Source organism: Caballeronia sordidicola, assembly GCF_002220365.1.
GTDB classification, from domain to species: domain Bacteria; phylum Pseudomonadota; class Gammaproteobacteria; order Burkholderiales; family Burkholderiaceae; genus Caballeronia; species Caballeronia sordidicola_C.
The window spans coordinates 1-16,208 of sequence record NZ_MTHB01000049.1 but is presented as its reverse complement, the minus strand read 5'-3'; the positions used below and the strand labels follow the sequence as shown (position 1 = coordinate 16,208).

The 16,208-nt window shown below is 60.2% G+C and carries 15 protein-coding genes; 6 read left to right on the top strand and 9 right to left on the bottom strand.

Going from position 1 to position 16,208, the window contains the following annotated elements:
* Positions 1 to 6: 6 nt before the first annotated feature.
* The 4 genes from BSU04_RS08770 (at position 7) to BSU04_RS08755 (ending at position 3,848) form a co-directional block, all read left to right on the top strand.
* Positions 7 to 939, top strand: coding sequence for a branched-chain amino acid ABC transporter permease (locus BSU04_RS08770; protein WP_089160253.1), 933 nt, complete (start codon positions 7 to 9; stop codon positions 937 to 939).
* Positions 936 to 2,456: an ATP-binding cassette domain-containing protein gene (locus BSU04_RS08765; protein ID WP_089160252.1), complete on the top strand. Its 1,521-nt coding sequence runs from the start codon at positions 936 to 938 to the stop codon at positions 2,454 to 2,456. The genes BSU04_RS08770 and BSU04_RS08765 overlap by 4 nt, the downstream gene beginning before the upstream one ends.
* 294 nt (positions 2,457 to 2,750) lie before the next feature.
* The gene (locus tag BSU04_RS08760) at positions 2,751 to 3,005 is read left to right on the top strand and encodes a glycosyltransferase family 2 protein (RefSeq protein WP_089160251.1); all 255 of its coding nucleotides are present in this window, start codon (positions 2,751 to 2,753) and stop codon (positions 3,003 to 3,005) included.
* Positions 3,006 to 3,614: 609 nt separating this feature from the next.
* Positions 3,615 to 3,848 (top strand): hypothetical protein, encoded by a 234-nt coding sequence (locus BSU04_RS08755; protein ID WP_031361641.1) that lies wholly within the window; start codon positions 3,615 to 3,617, stop codon positions 3,846 to 3,848.
* 198 nt (positions 3,849 to 4,046) lie between these two features.
* Here the strand turns inward: BSU04_RS08755 and BSU04_RS08750 are convergent, their stop codons facing one another.
* The 6 genes from BSU04_RS08750 to BSU04_RS08725 form a co-directional block, all read right to left on the bottom strand.
* A complete protein-coding gene (locus tag BSU04_RS08750) occupies positions 4,047 to 4,688 on the bottom strand; it encodes a lysozyme inhibitor LprI family protein (RefSeq protein WP_144021166.1) in 642 nt (213 codons plus the stop codon).
* A gap of 315 nt (positions 4,689 to 5,003) precedes the next feature.
* Complete coding sequence (locus BSU04_RS08745) at positions 5,004 to 5,954, bottom strand: dimethyl sulfoxide reductase anchor subunit family protein (RefSeq protein ID WP_089160249.1); 951 nt, start codon at positions 5,952 to 5,954, stop codon at positions 5,004 to 5,006.
* Between the two features lie 11 nt (positions 5,955 to 5,965).
* Positions 5,966 to 6,709 (bottom strand): 4Fe-4S dicluster domain-containing protein, encoded by a 744-nt coding sequence (locus BSU04_RS08740; protein ID WP_089160248.1) that lies wholly within the window; start codon positions 6,707 to 6,709, stop codon positions 5,966 to 5,968.
* A gap of 40 nt (positions 6,710 to 6,749) precedes the next feature.
* The gene (locus BSU04_RS08735) at positions 6,750 to 9,671 is read right to left on the bottom strand and encodes a molybdopterin-dependent oxidoreductase (RefSeq protein WP_089160247.1); all 2,922 of its coding nucleotides are present in this window, start codon (positions 9,669 to 9,671) and stop codon (positions 6,750 to 6,752) included.
* Between the two features lie 127 nt (positions 9,672 to 9,798).
* Positions 9,799 to 10,794: an Ldh family oxidoreductase gene (locus BSU04_RS08730; protein WP_089160246.1), complete on the bottom strand. Its 996-nt coding sequence runs from the start codon at positions 10,792 to 10,794 to the stop codon at positions 9,799 to 9,801.
* A 173-nt stretch (positions 10,795 to 10,967) separates the two neighbouring features.
* Positions 10,968 to 11,270, bottom strand: a complete 303-nt coding sequence (locus tag BSU04_RS08725) for an ArsR/SmtB family transcription factor (protein WP_089160245.1) — start codon at positions 11,268 to 11,270, stop codon at positions 10,968 to 10,970.
* 86 nt (positions 11,271 to 11,356) lie between these two features.
* Between BSU04_RS08725 and BSU04_RS08720 the strand changes: the two genes are divergently transcribed.
* Positions 11,357 to 12,454 carry an NADH:flavin oxidoreductase/NADH oxidase gene (locus BSU04_RS08720; RefSeq protein WP_089160244.1) on the top strand — a complete coding sequence of 366 codons (1,098 nt, stop codon included), beginning with the start codon at positions 11,357 to 11,359 and terminating at the stop codon, positions 12,452 to 12,454.
* Positions 12,455 to 12,490: 36 nt separating this feature from the next.
* On the opposite strand, the gene BSU04_RS08715 is transcribed toward BSU04_RS08720, so the two are convergent.
* A complete protein-coding gene (locus BSU04_RS08715; protein WP_256982347.1) occupies positions 12,491 to 12,868 on the bottom strand; it encodes a sodium/glutamate symporter in 378 nt (125 codons plus the stop codon).
* Between the two features lie 359 nt (positions 12,869 to 13,227).
* On the opposite strand from BSU04_RS08715, the gene BSU04_RS08710 reads away from it, so the two are divergent.
* Positions 13,228 to 14,577, top strand: a complete 1,350-nt coding sequence (locus BSU04_RS08710; protein ID WP_089160243.1) for a TAXI family TRAP transporter solute-binding subunit — start codon at positions 13,228 to 13,230, stop codon at positions 14,575 to 14,577.
* A 129-nt stretch (positions 14,578 to 14,706) separates the two neighbouring features.
* On the opposite strand, the gene pta is transcribed toward BSU04_RS08710, so the two are convergent.
* Positions 14,707 to 15,759: a phosphate acetyltransferase gene (pta, locus tag BSU04_RS08705; RefSeq protein ID WP_089160242.1), complete on the bottom strand. Its 1,053-nt coding sequence runs from the start codon at positions 15,757 to 15,759 to the stop codon at positions 14,707 to 14,709.
* Between the two features lie 116 nt (positions 15,760 to 15,875).
* The coding region (locus BSU04_RS08700; RefSeq protein WP_256982331.1) for a thiamine pyrophosphate-dependent enzyme at positions 15,876 to 16,208 on the bottom strand (333 nt) is incomplete at its 5' end.

The window sequence follows — 16,208 nt, the reverse complement described above, 5'->3', positions numbered from 1 at the left end:
GCCACCATGACGAACCTGCTTCGCTCCCCTGTGCTTTGGGCCGCGCTGCTGCTGGCGGCAGTGGCGGCTACCCTGCCCTGGTGGCTGTCCGGCTACGTGCTCGGCGTCCTGACGGTTGCTTACTACTTCGGCGTCTTCTCGATGGCCTGGGACCTGCTGTTCGGCTTCGCCGGCGAGGTCAACTTCGGCCCCACGTTCCTGATCGGCCTGGGTGCTTATACAGCCGCCATACTTGATGCCAAGTGGGGGCCGCCGATCCCGGTCTGCATCATCGCCGGGGGGCTGGTCGCGTTGATCGGGGGCCTGTTGCTCGCCCTGCCTGCGCTGCGCTTGCGCGGTCCCTACTTCGGTCTCGTCACACTGGTCGCCGTGCTGTTGCTGCAGAACTGCATCGTGATTTTCGCGGGCGTGACCGGTGGCGAGATCGGCATGACGGTACCCGACGTCCTGTCCGTGCGCGCGGAAGACAACTACTGGTATGCACTCGCCTTTCTGATTGTTTGCGCGATCATTCTGTTTGGCTTGTCGCGTTCGGCGATCGGACTCATTTTGCAGGCGAGCGGCCAGGACGCCGTTGGCGCGCAAGCGCTTGGCTTCAACGTTACGAAGCACAAGCTCGCGGCGTTTTGCATCAGCGCGGTGTTCTCGGGTGTCGCCGGGGCCATGCTGATTTTCTATCAGGGCACCGCGTCGGTCAGCACCGTGGTTGACCTGGGCGTGGGCGTCCAGATCATCATCGCTGCCGTGCTCGGCGGCCGGCGCACCATACTTGGCGCCGTGCTCGGCTCGGTGTTTCTGATCGTGGCCGGCGAATTCCTGCGCCCCCTTGGCCAGATCAACACCTTCGTGGTCGCGGCCGTGGCGCTGGCCGTCATTTTGTTCTTTCCGGACGGCCTTCTCGGCAATCTGCTGCGTGTCACGGCCAGGGAGCGGGAATGAGCGGTACCGATACCCCTCGCCTCCAGGTACGCGGCCTGACCAAGCGCTTCGGCGGCTTGCTGGCCGTGAAGGGTATCGGCTTCGACATCCAGGCCGGCGAAATCCTCGGTCTCATCGGTCCGAACGGCTCGGGCAAATCGACTGTGATGAAGCTGATCATGGGCATCGAACGGCCCAATGCAGGTTCGGTCAAGCTCGACGGCGTGGAAATGGCTGGCTGGGCGCCACACAGGATTGCGCGAGCCGGTGTCGGTATCGTGTTCCAGCACTCGCGGCCGCTGCATCGGCAAACGGTACTCGAACATATCAAGCTGGCGCTTCTGCCCGACTCCCTGATCAAGCTGTTCGCCGATCCACACGTCGAGCGCCGCGCTCGTGAAATCGCAGAACGGGTCGAGCTCGGCGCGGTGATGCACCGCCATCCCTCCAGCCTTCCTTTCGCCGATCTGCGCCGAATGGAAATGGCCAAGGCCATCGCGCGGGATCCCAAAGTGGTGCTGGTCGACGAGCCCTTTGCCGGGCTGAATGCGGCTGAGTCGGAATCCTTCGCTGCACTGATCCGGGGCTTTCGCGCCGAGGGCCGCGCGGTGCTGCTGGTCGATCACAACGTCAAGAGTCTGGCGGCCTTGGTCGATCGTGTACTGGCCATGTATCTTGGCGAGCATGTTGCAGAAGGCACTGCCGAGGAGGTGATGCAGGATGAAACCGTCCGGCGAGTTTATATAGGCGGCAAGATCGAAACCAGGGAGCGTCCGCCTGACGAGGCACGCAGCAAGGTGTCGATCCTGGAGGTTCAGGACCTCAGCGTGTTCTACGGCAAGGCCCGTGCGTTGGACACGGTCAGTATGCATGTTCGCGAAGGCGAGTTCGTTTCAGTAGTAGGACTTAATGGTGCGGGTAAGACGACTCTGTTCAACGCAATTTCCGGGCTGCTGCCCTACCAAGGCAGGATCCGCTTCGGCGGACGCGACCTGAACGGCATGACAGGGGCGGCAGTTGCTCGCGCCGGCATAGTCCAATGCCCCGAGACCCGCGAGCTCTTCGGAGACATGACCGTGCGTGAAAACCTCGATCTCGGCGGTTATCACCTCCCCTCCGGCGCACGATTGCCACAGCTGACCTGGCTTTTCGAGCTATTCCCGATCCTGAAGTCACGGCAGGGTCAGACAGCACGCACGCTTTCCGGCGGCGAACAGCAGATGCTGGCCATTGCACGCGCGCTCATGATGCAACCCAAACTCCTGGTCCTGGACGAGCCGACCCTGGGGCTCGCACCGGTGATCCTGGAACAACTCTCGAAGGCATTGGAAAGACTGCAACAGACAACGCCGATAACCGTGCTGCTGGGCGAGCAGAACGTCACCTTTGCTTTGCCGCACGCCGATCGCGTCTACGTGCTCGAGCACGCCCGCATAGTCTGGGAAGGTAATCCGGCGCGCTTTGCCAAGGAGATGGGCCGGGGTTATCTCGAAGCCGAGGTAGCCGACGGCACGAGCGTGCATCCGGGTAGTGAATAGCCATTGCTGTCTCTGCTGTCTCTCCGCGCTGGGCGCAATACGCCTGCGCTTAATGCGTACGCCGGCACAACAATCACCGGACCAAAGCATGATTAGAGAATGCTAGCCAGGCGACGCAGGCAATAAGCTTCAGCAGGCGCCCTCACCAGGATGCCTCAGGCTCGCGGAACGCGTTGCCGCTGCATGCGGTAGGATGCCAGATCGCAAGTCGCGCTCAGTACCCGCGCCTTAGCGGCATCCTGGTGCCGCTTCTCCAATCGCTCTTCTGCCGTCCCGCATGACTGCCCTCTCCACATCGTCCAACGCCACCGTGTCTCATGCATCATTTGCGCGTTTAATGAAGCCCCACGGATCGGCACGGTGTTGGCCGTTGCAACGGTACATCCACTGCTCGCCGAGGTTATCGTGGTCGATAACGGCTCGACCGACGGCACCGCCGACATCGTCAGGCGCTTCCCCTCTGTCAGGCTGATTACGTGCCCGGTGAACCTGGGGGGTTATATCGCGCGAACAGCGCACCAGGGTCGTCGGTCACGAACTGAAGCATGAGAGGCCGAAGAATACGCATTCGATTGGATGATCCTTATAGCAGCGTCGTTAGCTGCGCGGGTGCGACTCAAGCAACCCGGGCTCGATATAACCGGGACACCAGTTGCGGTCGCGCCCTCATTCTCCAGCACAATGATGTCAATTACGCTGCGATGCGTGTCGACCGACGCAGGCTTGCCCTTCAGCGACCAGCCAATGGGTTCTGCGTATTGCCAATGAAGCCATGTTCACGATGCGACTACTCGTGAAGACGTGATCCGGCGCTGAATTCTGCTGCGAGTTTATGTCTCGTGCGACGGCTAGGTTTACAGCGCACGGGCGTTCGTCGCGCGCGCTTCGATCAGTCTGCGAGCTCTTGCGTCACAGAACGGTCGCTTGACCCGCGTAGATTCAAAAAACTCTCCATTCGATCGTTTTATGTTCCCACCTCCCCCTCCACTGCCGCTTTCAGCGTGCTCGCGTGCGCGGATCGGGACGAACGTACCGATTATCCAAGTGCTGGGTTTCTGCTTTTAATTATGTGCCCAGCGCACAAAAAATTAATATTTTTGATCGGCGAATGGCAGGACTACAGTGATCGAAGCTCGACAATCAATGAAAGGAGATGCGATGGTCTTTTATCACCATGGTGCGGCTATTCAACCGTCGGTAACAAGACTAGGCAACACCTTCCTCGCACGCGTTTCCATTTTGGAGGAGGATGGCGAAGCGACTTCTCTTGGCAATCTTGGACAGTTCGCCAATCGTGACTGTGCCTTCGAGTTCGCTGTGCGCAGCGCCACGGCGTTCGTGGACGGCGAGCCCTTGCCGCGGTCCCCGTTTGAACAGCCCGGGACTAAGTAAATCAACCCTAGCGACATCCTGCGCCAAGCCGTAGAGCAGTCGCGCGAGGCATGCTGGGGCCGAGAACCAAGCGATTGTTGGTTCGGCCCCAGCCAGATCAACCACCATAAGGCAGGCATTACGCGCTCACGACAGTTGCTGCCGGCCAGGGAAGTCCTGCGCACAAGATACCTTCATCAGACAAGCAGCGTCTGCATGCTATTGCATAGATAAGGAACCTGCGTCGCCTTTCATCCTCAACACGGCAGCTTGAGCCGGGGGCACCAGATTCTGCTGAGCAAGGCTGGCCTTAAGCACGGTCACCTGGTTCTCGCTTCCCTGATTGAAGTCTGCATCGAGCTCACTGATGCGACGGTTGTACCAGTTGATCACGCAGACCTTGTCCTTGCAGTTGTGCTGGCGCCACTGCCACTGCTTGACCCGGTCGTCCTCAAAAGCTGCCGTATCGGGCGTAACGTCTTTCGCGCGCTTGTACGAGATCGCCAGCTTGTCGTCGAGAGACGACAGTTCGGGATCGTTGCAAACGAGCTTTTCCGAGCTTGAGACCTTCTTGCCGCAATGGAAGCTCGCGGCCTGCGCGGATCCGGAAAAACCACTGCCCAAAAGCAATAACGCCAGCGTGGCGGCCCCGGCAGCGCGCCTTACGTTGAACAGTTTCGATTTCAATTTTCCTGACTTGGTCATTCCTGCCCCCGTTGATTCATCGTTGAAGTTGCGGTGATCGAACGCAATGCCCTCCATTCGCCCGGCTAAGCTTTTAAGCGGTAGCCTTGAAACGAACGGTCGCACGCCGACTTCAGGAAGCACTTCTGATGACGCGTAAAAATATTCACGGTTCATCGCTCACGTCTGCGATACCTGTCGCCCCCAAGCGCGGTTCGCCACCGCCTATGCGAGAGCGTTGCTTGGGCGCATGCCTGAAGTCTGAGTTCGTCAACGGGATGATCCTTGTTTTCGAGCGAATGAACCGATCGAACAGGAGGCGACCTTCTCAAGGCCTTACGCAATATTTCACGCGTGTATTGAGCGCGCGAGATGATTCAGCGGTTCAACATCCCGCCGATCGTTTCGCATGCATGGTTTTGAAGGGAGCAATTTGCTCCGCTGTGGCGGTCTCGTGCACGATCAGACCGCGCCTCACCGCCAAGCCAGGTGTCATCCCACTCGCGCGTAATACAGGTTTTGCGGATGCTTCGCCTCGGCGAAGAAGAACCATCGTTCCGCCACCAGGCCGGCGTACTGCACGAGACACGCTGCGGCCAGCAGGACGACTGAAATGCCGATCGAATGCACGCCTGCGCCCAACGCCATCAGCACAATGGGAGCAACGAACGCTGTCACAAGGAATCCCCACTTGACCCCGCGCAGCGTACCTGCCGATTTACCGTGAAAGAACTCGTGCAGATTGAATGCGCCGGCCGTGAAACCGCGCGATACCTGGACGACCTTAGCGTTCTTGATTCCGGTCGCGCTCTGCACGGTGGACTTGGGCCGCAGTCGTGCATTGCGCACAAGGGATGCCGACCGGCTCGCGCAACCGGCAAGCGTCAGCGCGCACGCGCAGGCGGCAAGGCCGGCGGTGAGTGGAGGCGCGAACCACGCACTGAGTGCGGTGACCAGTGTGAACCCGGACGCGCAGCCAAGCAAGACGAAGTTGGCCAGCGTGAGCGGCGTGGCCCACTCCTGGAGAAAGCGCAGGCATGCATAGATCATGGCCGAGCAAACAAAGAGTGCGGCGCTCGCGAGCACGCCCAGCGCCCCCAGCGCGAGCGACCATGGCGAGCCGAACCAGTGAGCGACGCCATAGAAAAACGCGCACGCGAGAAACGCGGGCAGGCACAGGCATTCGCGCGATAACCACGAGGTCCGCCACATGGCGACCGCCCGCCACGCGCGTTCGGGATGCCCGAGATGGAAGAACGAGGCGATGAGTCCGAGGCCGCCGAGTGCTACCGACAACCCTGCACCCGTGACATAAAACGCCGTCGGCGGCGCTGCAAGAAGACCAAGATACGCTGCCGTCTCCACGCCGACGAGCGCGATCAGCAGGCCCTGCGCGGCGCCACTTAGCGTGGTGAGGAAGACGACTGAGAAAGCGGGGTTCATTGCGGAGTCCTTTAGATGCGCGTCGCGACCGACGCAAGATGCAGTTGCCCACGCTCAAGTTGCGCGTCCACGGTTTGCGGCATGGACTCAGCCGAACCCGTCTTGCACGAACAACTGCCCTCTCCACAACCCGAAGCCGACGTCGTCTTGCGCGGCAAATAATGGTTCGCGGGCTTGGTGTCCCATTCAGGCATCAACTGATAACCGCCGCGCTCCTTGATCGCCTTCGACACCACCGATTCCGGATCGTGGATATCCCCGAACAATCGCGCGGAGGTCGGACACGCGAGCACGCATGCCGGTTGTCGATCGCGCTCGGAGAGGTTTTCGTCATGGATACGATCCACGCACAAGGTGCACTTCGTCATCTCCTTGCGCTCTTCGTCCAGTTCGCGTGCACCGTACGGACACGCCCACGCGCAGTACTTGCAGCCGATGCATTTATCGAAGTCCACCAGCACGAGCCCGTCTTCCTTGCGCTTGTAGCTCGCACCGGTTGGACACACCGGCACGCACGGCGGGTCCTCGCAGTGCAGGCACGACTTCGGGAAATGGATAGTCTCGGCGTTCGGATAACTGCCCGCCTCGAAGCTCTGGACGCGATTGAAGAACGTGCCGGACGGATCGGCGTCGTAGGGATTCAGGTCGGCAAGGCTGCCCGACTCGCCCGATGTATTCCACTCCTTGCAACTCGTCACGCAAGCATGGCACCCCACGCACACGTTCAGGTCGATCACCAGCGCCATCTGAGTCATTGCATTTCCCCTTACTTCTCGCAGTTGCTTCTTAGAGTCGCTACTTGCGCCCTACCGCGCCGCGCAGCCGTGCCGCAAATTCGCCTTGCCCGGCGAAGTAGGTCTGCACGATCCGCGATATCACGCCATTCGAGCCCGGCAGCGCACGCATGGCGTCGAACTGCGGCAGCGTGTGCTGCGCGTCGGCCTCCGCCGGATAGACCCGCACGCGCACGTCGTACCACGCAGCCTGTCCTGTTATCGGGTCCGAGTTCGAGAGACGCCCGGCGGCTTCATCTGCACCGGGCAGCTCGTCGGTGATCAGGTGATTGAGCAGGAAACCACGTTGCGATTCACTCGCGCTCGCGCCGAGGTTCCATGCACCCGACGCCTTGCCGATCGCATTCCAGGTCCATACCGTCCCCGGTTCAACCGTTTCACTGAAGCGAGCCATGCAGCGCACGCGGCCCCACTGTGATTCAACGTAAATCCAGCCGCCGTCAGCAATGCCGTTCTCTGCGGCCATCAACGGATTCATGTAGAGATAATTCTCGCCATGGATCTGCCGCAGCCACGCATTCTGCGAGTCCCATGAGTGATACATCGCCATCGGCCGCTGCGTCACCGCGGCAAGCGGGAAGCGCTCAAGATCGGTCGAGTCGCTTTCAAGCGGCGCATACCAGAACGGCAGCGGATCGAAGTATTTTTCGACACGCTCGCGCAAGTGATCAGGAGGCTGCCTGCCTTTCGTTCGCCCTTGCGCCGCGAGACGAAACTTCTGCATGACATCGGAATAAAGCTGGATAACGATAGGCTCGCGAAACTTGCGGAACCCGTTTTTCACCGCCCAGTCCAGATACGGCCCGTTGCAGTTGCGCATGTACTGCAGGTCTTCGGGCATCACGTGATGGAACACGCAGTTGTTCTTCGCATACTGCTCCCACTGCTTCGGATTCGGCTCGCCGACGAGCGCCTTGTCCCCGTCCTTGCCACGCCATCCAATCAGGAACCCTACCCCGGAATCGGGTGTCGTCGTGAAATTGACCACGAAGTCAGGATAATCACGAAAGCGCCGCGTGCCTTCGGCCGTGGTGAAGGCCGGAAACTTCAGCCGCGACGCGAGTTCGATCAGCACTTCCTGGAACGGCTTGCACTGCCCCGAAGGCGGCACGACCGGCACGCGTACGGAATCGGCTGGACCGTCGAATTCGGAGATCGGACGATCGAGCATCGACATCGCATCATGGCGTTCAAGGTAAGTCGTATCCGGCAGGATGAGGTCGGCGAACGCCGTCATCTCCGACTGGAACGCATCGCACACCACGAGAAACGGAATCTTGTAGTCACCATTCGCGTTTTTGTCGACGAGCATCTCGCGCACCTTCGTCGTATTCATCGACGAATTCCAGGCCATGTTGGCCATGAAGATCATGAGCGTGTCGATGGGGTACGGATCGCCTCGCCACGCGTTGGTGATCACGCTATGCATCACACCATGCACGGCAAGCGGGTACTCCCACGAGAACGCTTTATCAATGCGAACGGGGCCGCCGTTTTCATCGATGAAAAGATCTTCGGGCGCTGCGGGCCAGCCCAACGGTCCCGATGCAAGCGGTGTGTTCGGCTTGACGGCATCGGGGCTGTTCGGCGGTTTCGCCGATGGCGGCGCGGCACGCGGAAACGGCGCCTTATGCCGAAAGCCGCCCGGCCGGTCGATAGTGCCCAGCAGCGACATCAGCACCGCGAGCGCGCGGATCGACTGGAAGCCGTTGGAGTGCGCCGCGAGCCCACGCATGGCGTGAAACGCGACGGGATTACCCGTGACAGTTTCGTGGGTCGTGCCCCATGCATCGGTCCAGCGAATGGGCAGCGTGATCCGGTGATCGCGGCTCGTCTGGATCATCTCCTGCGCGAGGCGACGAATGGTGGCAGCGGGAATGCCCGTAATGTCAGCGGCCCACTCGGGCGTGCAATCCGCCACGCGCTCGCGCAGCAGCGTGAACGACGGCGCGACGGGCGTGCCGTCCTCAAGCGTATAGCGGCCATCGAGCGCGGGCCTCACGCCGGGCGAATGATGCGGCACGGCACGCGCTGCTTCAGCATCCCACCACGCGTGATTTTGCGGAAACAGCGGATTGCCGGCAGGTGTGCCGGGGTCGCTCACGAACAGGCCGAAGTTCTCACTCCCTTCGTTGAGATCGACGAGGTCGGCGGCGTTCGTATAGCGCTGCACGAACTCGTGGTCCCAGGCGTCGGCTGCAATCAACTCGTGAAGAAACGCCATGAACAGGGCGCCGTCGGTGCCGGGCTTGATCGGCACCCATTCGTCGGCAATAGCGGCGTAACCGGTGCGTATGGGATTGATCGCGATAAAGCGTCCGCCCCCGCGCTTGAACTTCGAGATCGCGATCTTCAGCGGATTCGAATGATGATCTTCCGCCGTGCCGATCATGAAGAACAGTTTGGCGCTGTCGAGATCGGGACCGCCGAATTCCCAGAACGAGCCGCCGATCGTGTAGATCATGCCGGCCGCCATGTTCGCCGAACAAAAGCCGCCGTGGGCCGCATAGTTAGGCGTACCGAACTGTTTGGCAAAGAGACCTGTCAGCGCTTGCATCTGGTCGCGGCCGGTAAACAGCGCGAACTTCTTTGGATCGGTAGCGCGAATCCCGGCAAGGCGCTTTTCGAGGATCTCGAATGCGACTTCCCATGACACCGGTTCGAACTGCGCACTGCCACGCTCGGCGTCCGCCTTGCGCATCAATGGCTGCGTGAGGCGAGCGGGCGAATATTGCTTCATGATGCCGGACGCGCCCTTCGCGCAGATCACGCCCTGGTTGAGCGGGTGTTCCGGGTTGCCATCGATATAACGCACTTCGCCTTCGCGCAAATGCACGCGAATGCCGCAGCGACAAGCACACATGTAGCAGGTGGTCGTCTTGATCTCAAGCCGCTCGTTCTGCGTGCGGGCGTGATGTTCCATGCTGGTTCTCCCTCGCGGCTTCCGGTATGTCGAAGCGGTACCGATCCGATCGTGACCATCCTAATCGCCGCCGGTCGCCAAGGGAAATCGCGATTTGCGAGAGGAACTATCCGCTACGCTGATGGTTTCAATTTGCCTTCAGTTGCGCGATCAGTGCATCGGGAATTTCAACACCTTCCTGTTCCGACGCTTCGGCAAGACGTTCTCTCCGATAGCCCGGAAGCCGGACGTCGTCGTCCATGAGCATCATTTCGATCAGCGTTTCCACTCGTGAGAGATAGGTGTCGTCGCCGGCCAGTGCGCCCGGATCGATCGCCCAGAATAAATGACCAATGCGAGACCGCTCGCCCTCCTCCGTCAGGAACGAACCGGCTTCGTAACCGAAGTTCGCGCCGGTCAGCGCCGCTGCCAGCAACTCGACGACCAACGCCAGCATCGCACCCTTCGCCCCGCCGAACGGCAGCATCATGCCGTCGAGGGCGGCACGGGCATCGGTTGTCGGGTGGCCGTCGCGGGTGGTCGCCCAGCCCTCAGGAATGGGCTTGCCGTCGCGGGCGGCAATGGCGACCTTGCCGCGCGCAATCTGCGAGAGCGCCAGGTCGATCACCAGCGGTTCCGCGTGACGGCGCGGGAAGACGGCGGCAATGGGGTTGGTGCCGAAGAGCGCCCTCCGACCGCCCCACGCGGGCATGGCCGCAGGCGAGTTGCTGAACGCAAGACCGACCATGCCCGCAGCCCCAAGCGCCTGCACATGTGCGGCGCCGACGCCGAAATGATGGCTGCGCCTGACGCCTGCCACCGCGCTGCCGAACTGCCGCGCGCGTTCGATCAACGCACTGGTCGCGAGATCGCAGGCGGGATAAGCGAGTCCATCCGCGCCGTCGACCAGCACGGTCGCACCGCGATCCGAGACAATGCCCGGTTGCGCCAACGGATCAACGCGGCCATTCCTGAGTTGCGCGCAATACATCGGCAGACGCGATACCCCATGCGACGACAACCCGCGCAGGTCAGCGTAAACAAGCGCACGGGCCGTCGATTGTGCGGTCGAGGGCAATGCGCCGGCCGCAAGCAACGAGTCAACAGCAAGCGCGGTGAGCGCGTCGGGAAGCAGTCGGGCCATCGATCATTCCTTTTAAGTTATGGATTTCAATCTGCAAGCGCGGCGAAGGCCCGTGCCGCTATGAGCGAACTCACGCGTTCGTCAGCGGCTTGTGAAGGCGCAAGGTACGCGCATCCGCCACCTTGACAAAAGACGCGCGGTTGGCGGCGCCGGTCAAGTGATCAGCAAGCTCGTCAGGGAGTCTGGCTGAGGATGGCGTCCATGAGTCCCGGAAACCTGCTGTCGAGTTCGGCACGTCGCAACGTGTTCTGATGAACCGTGCCGGCCACGCGGGTTTGCACGAGACCCGCCTCGCGCAAAATGCGGAAGTGATGGGACATGCTCGATTTCGGGCGGCCCCCGTCGAGCTCCCCGCAGGTGGCTTCGGTGACATGCGACAAATGCAGCACGATGTCGAGACGCACCGGGTCACTCAAGGCGTTGAAGATCCGCTGGAGGGTGAAGCCCTCGGGCTCAGGATGGTTATATATGCGCATACTGCAGATGGTACCGGTTTCTGTGATAATCGATAGTTCGATTTATATCGAACAATCGAACTAGATTATTCCACGGAGCCTGCCCCATGCCCGCACTATTTGAACCCTTCAAACTCAAAGACATCTCGTTGCGCAACCGCATCGCGATCCCGCCGATGTGCCAGTACTCCGCTGTCGACGGCCTGATCAACGACTGGCATCGCGTGCATCTGGCGGGTCTCGCGCGCGGTGGCGCCGGCCTGGTTATCGTCGAGGCGACGGCCGTATCCCCTGAAGGCCGGATTACCCCGGGATGCACTGGCATCTGGAATGACGAGCAGGCGCAGGCGTTCGTACCCGTTGTTGCATCGATCAAGGCAGCCGGCGCCGTGCCGGGGATCCAGATCGCCCACGCAGGTCGCAAGGCCAGCGCCAACCGGCCGTGGGAAGGCGACGACCACATCAGCGAAGACGATCCGCGCGGCTGGGACACTATCGCTCCCTCGGCTATTGCCTTCGGGGCCGCCTTGCCCAAGGTACCCAAAGCGATGACACTCGACGATATCGCCCGCGTTCGCCAGGATTTTGTAGATGCTGCAAAACGAGCACTCGATGCGGGTTTTGAATGGCTGGAACTGCACTTCGCCCACGGCTATCTCGGTCAGAGCTTTTTCTCGACGCACTCCAATCAACGCGACGATGCCTATGGCGGGAGCCTCGAGAACCGCAGCCGCTTCATGCTGGAGACGCTGGCTGCAGTGCGCCAAGTATGGCCCGAGCATCTGCCGCTGACGGCTCGTTTCGGCGTAATCGAATATGACGGCCGCGATGAGGAAACCCTCGCGGAGTCGATCGAGCTGGCGAAAAATTTCAAGCGTGAAGGGCTCGACATGCTCAGCGTCAGCGTGGGTTTTTCTACGCCGACCGCCAACATTCCGTGGGCGCCCGCGTTCCTCGCGCCTATTGCGCACCGCGTGCGGCGTGAGGCGCAACTGCCTGTATCGTCGGCTTGGGGAATCGATACACCGGAACTCGCCGATAACGTAGTCCGCGAAGGCCAGCTCGATCTCGTCATGGTCGGCCGGGCAAATCTGGCCAATCCTCACTGGCCGTACTACGCCGCGAAGAAGCTCGGTATTGCTCGCCCATCGTGGACGCTGCCCGCACCTTACGCGCATTGGCTCGAACGCTACGCGCTCAGCTAATCAGGCGCCCTCGCAGCCGGCCATCGATTTGCTTTTTCACTCGGTTGCCGGCTGGAGAGACAGCAACTGGAAAGCCGGCTTGTGGGTTTGACTATCTGTGGCGATCGCCTGCACGACCAGGATGGCGAAGAGCGGCAGCGCGAGCGAGGCCAGTTCCCCTAAGCGCAGGCTCATCAGCGCGATCGCGAGGAACAGTCCGAGGCTGACATTTCCAACCAGCGATACTTCGTCCTCGAAGACCTCATACCAGCCCGGCAGGGAAAGGCCGTTGCGCAGACTAACGCCGACGAACAAAACGCACACGAACGCGGGTAACTCGAACGCTGTGCCTGCCAGCCACAATGCGAGCGCCGAGCCGACCCCCAGGCAAACGGCAATCAGCGCCACGGTCTCGATGACAGCATTCGCCGTGATCGGGCGAACAGCCTTGATAAGTTATCCAAATTATAATAGTGCACGGGCGCAGTTTTCAATGCCGTTTGACGAGACTGGTGATCGAGTCCTGCAGCCCTGCAGGTTGCCCGGAACAGTTGGCAATTCAGGTGGACTCTTGCCAAAGGTGGACCGTGCAACGTAATGTCGACGGTCGCAACAAGGATAATATGATAAAGATGACCTATACAGGCGGTGGGAAAATTTGTTGATCGACGGCGGGCTTTGTTCCATCGACTTTCGACATGCTCTCCTCCCAGAGCATGCCCATCCATTCGTAAAGGACATGCCTTCAGGTGCCGCAGCCCGGGCCTGAGAGACCTGACGAGAGAGGCCGAGCAATGCCCAGGCACAACCCAGCGCTTCATCGTAGCCAGAAAGCCCCCATCACACCGGGGCGCAGGCGGCTTCTCACCATTGGCGCCATACTGCTGATCGCCGCACTCGGCTGGGGGTTGGCGACCTTACTCAAGCCCGCCATCCAGCACACCATCGTCATTACAACCGGGGCGGACAACGGTATCTATCGTGGCTTCGCGGATCGGTATGCCCCCCTTCTGAAACGCGACGGCATAACCCTTGATATCCGCAGTTCTTCGGGCTCGATCGAAAACTATCAGCGACTGAAGGATCCTGATAGCGAATATGAAGTGGGCTTTATCCAGTCAGGCACCACCCGACCGAAAGAGACGGACGACCTGCAGACGATCGCTGCCGTTTCATATGAACCGATCTGGGTTTTTTATCGTGGCGATGCGACCGATACAACGATTAACCGGCTGGCACAGCTACGCGGCAAAAGGATTGCCATAGGCGTTCCCGGCAGCGGTCTGCTCAACGTTGCCCAGGTATTGCTTTCTTATAGCGGCATCACCGGCAACAACACCAAGCTGCTGGAAATGGACGCATCCAAGGCATATCAAGACCTCGAAAATGGTACTCTGGATGCCGCTTTCTTTATCGGCAGGCCCGATGCTTCCACGCAGCAAACGTTGCTTAATAGCAATCTGAAATTGATGAGTTTTGCCCAGGCCGACGCCCTGGTGCAAAAATTCCCGTCACTTTCCAAGATTATTTTTCCGCGTGCGTCGACCAGCATCGTCAACGATCTTCCGCAGACTGATGTCACCCTGCTGGCCGCAACAGCCCTGCTTGTGTCCAAGGACACCCTGCACCCTGCTCTCGCCTACCTGCTGCTGGAGGCGGCCAAAACCGTTCACGGCGGTGAAGATTACTTCACCCCGCTCGGCGCGTTTCCCAACCTGAACACCGATGAATTTCCTATCTCCGACGAAAGCACGCGCTATTTCAAATCCGGCCGCCCTTTCCTGCAGAGATACCTTCCGTTCTGGCTGGCCAGCTTTATCGAAAGGCGACTGCTGATCCTGCTGCCCTTCATGGCCTTGCTGATAGGCTTGCTGCAGGCATTACCGCGCATGGCACAGACGCGGATAAAAAACCGGCTCGTGGTCTGGTATAAGGAAATCAAATCGCTGGAAGATGAAATATGGAGAACTCCGCAACCGACCCCGGACAAAATTGCGCAATGGCGCGAAGAAATCGAGAGCATCGATGCGCATGCTAGCCAGATAAGGATGCCTGAGCGTTATTTTCAGGACGTTTATGCTCTCAAGCAGGCTATCGGTATCGTGCGTGGGCGGATTTTCCAGGCGGCTGAAAAGGTCCACTGAGCAGCGGAAATTTTGGTCCCGAGTTCGCTGGACTCAATGCCGGGTATGAGCGTCCGTTGAAGTGGCGTCTTGACGCGTCTCGAGCGTTATCATCTGCATCTTTTGCAAGGCGCCGTAGCCAGCCGTGCATCAGCACGACGGGTGATTGTCGATGCGAGAGTCTGCGAGTGCTTGTGTGGCATCCAATGTCGCTTGCGCCTGCACCACGGTCACGGCAATGACGTAATAAATATCCTCTGCGCTGCAGCCGCGTGACAGATCGTTGGCGGGCTTTCGAAGGCCCTGCAAAAGCGGGCCGATCGCCTTTGCGCCACCCACCCTTTCCGCCAGTTTGTAGCTGATATTGCCGGCCTCCAGACTCGGGAAGATCAGCACGTTTGCCCGGCCGTGGACGTTCGAGTGATCTATCTTGCGTTCTGCGATCTCGGCGACGAGCGCCGCGTCGAGCTGCACATCGCCATCGATAGCAAGGTTCGGGCGCTGCTGCCTGACCAGGCGCGTTGCCTCCACCACCTTGTCGACCGCCGCATGCCGGGCACTGCCGCTCGTCGAGAATGACAGCATGGCCACGCGTGGTTCATCCATCAGAAGGGTCTGCGCGCTATCCGCTGCGGCCATGGCGATCTGAGCCAGTTCATCCTCATTCGGGTCCACCACCAACCCGCAATCGGAAAAGATAAGCCCACCCTTGAGCGTGTGGAAAGGTTCGCACAACATCATCAGGAAGAAACTGGAAACCAGCTTGAACGATGGATCGATGCCGATGATCTGGATAGCGGTGCGAACCACGTCGGCGGTGGTATTGACTGCGCCTGATACAGAACCATCGGCATGACCAAGGCGCACCATCAGGTTAGCAAAGCAAAGCGGTTTAAGCACTTCCCGCTTCGCCTCGTCCAGCGTCATGCCCTTGCCGGATCGCAGTTCGAAGAGGCATAGGAATAAGGATGGTCCGAGCGGCGAAGTGAATGGGTCCACCAGTTCGATGCCGGCCAGATCGACACCCTCATTGGCCGCCACTTGAAGAATGCGTGGGACATCCCCCACCAGAATCACGCGGGCAATGCGTTCTTCGGTCACGCGTTGCGCCGCCTGGAGAATCCGCGGGTCCTCCGCCTCGCTCAGTACGATGCGCATAGGATGAATGCGAGCGCGCTCGATGATGCGGTTGATCAGCTTCATGGGTCACTCGGTCACGGTTGCCAAAAGACGGTGGACTGATGCAGGAAACGGCAGTGGTCCATTTCCTGCACGTCGGGTTTCACGAGAGCCTGATGAGCCCACGGAAACTGGAACGTTCACACGTAGTCTTTGTACTTATCGAGCATGCGCACGGGCTTAGCGAGTGCATCACGACGGAACGGATCGCCGAGCTCACGCGTACACATGATCTCGATGATGGTGGTCTTGCCTTGATTCATCTGCAAATCGATCGCACGCTTGAGCGCAGGGCCCACGTCCTCGAGCCGGTTCACCACGATCCCTTCAGCGCCCATGGCCTTGGCGATCTCCGCAAAGCTCTGGTTATCCAGCTCGCCGGCTACGAAACGCCGGTTATAGAAGTCCACCTGGTTCTTCTTCTCCGCGCCCCACTGCCGGTTATGAAACACCACCGCCGTCACCGGGATGTT

What these genes read in the sequence shown, in the direction of transcription:
- BSU04_RS08710 (WP_089160243.1), top strand. Translation starts at nt 13,228, where the DNA reads ATGCCCAGGCACAACCCAGCGCTTCATCGTAGCCAGAAAGCCCCCATC.
- BSU04_RS08765 (WP_089160252.1), top strand. Translation starts at nt 936, where the DNA reads ATGAGCGGTACCGATACCCCTCGCCTCCAGGTACGCGGCCTGACCAAG.
- BSU04_RS08745 (WP_089160249.1), bottom strand. Translation starts at nt 5,954, where the DNA reads ATGAACCCCGCTTTCTCAGTCGTCTTCCTCACCACGCTAAGTGGCGCC.
- BSU04_RS08730 (WP_089160246.1), bottom strand. Translation starts at nt 10,794, where the DNA reads ATGGCCCGACTGCTTCCCGACGCGCTCACCGCGCTTGCTGTTGACTCG.
- BSU04_RS08750 (WP_144021166.1), bottom strand. Translation starts at nt 4,688, where the DNA reads ATGAACCGTGAATATTTTTACGCGTCATCAGAAGTGCTTCCTGAAGTC.
- BSU04_RS08735 (WP_089160247.1), bottom strand. Translation starts at nt 9,671, where the DNA reads ATGGAACATCACGCCCGCACGCAGAACGAGCGGCTTGAGATCAAGACG.
- BSU04_RS08720 (WP_089160244.1), top strand. Translation starts at nt 11,357, where the DNA reads ATGCCCGCACTATTTGAACCCTTCAAACTCAAAGACATCTCGTTGCGC.
- BSU04_RS08755 (WP_031361641.1), top strand. Translation starts at nt 3,615, where the DNA reads ATGGTCTTTTATCACCATGGTGCGGCTATTCAACCGTCGGTAACAAGA.
- BSU04_RS08770 (WP_089160253.1), top strand. Translation starts at nt 7, where the DNA reads ATGACGAACCTGCTTCGCTCCCCTGTGCTTTGGGCCGCGCTGCTGCTG.
- pta (WP_089160242.1), bottom strand. Translation starts at nt 15,759, where the DNA reads ATGAAGCTGATCAACCGCATCATCGAGCGCGCTCGCATTCATCCTATG.
- BSU04_RS08725 (WP_089160245.1), bottom strand. Translation starts at nt 11,270, where the DNA reads ATGCGCATATATAACCATCCTGAGCCCGAGGGCTTCACCCTCCAGCGG.
- BSU04_RS08740 (WP_089160248.1), bottom strand. Translation starts at nt 6,709, where the DNA reads ATGACTCAGATGGCGCTGGTGATCGACCTGAACGTGTGCGTGGGGTGC.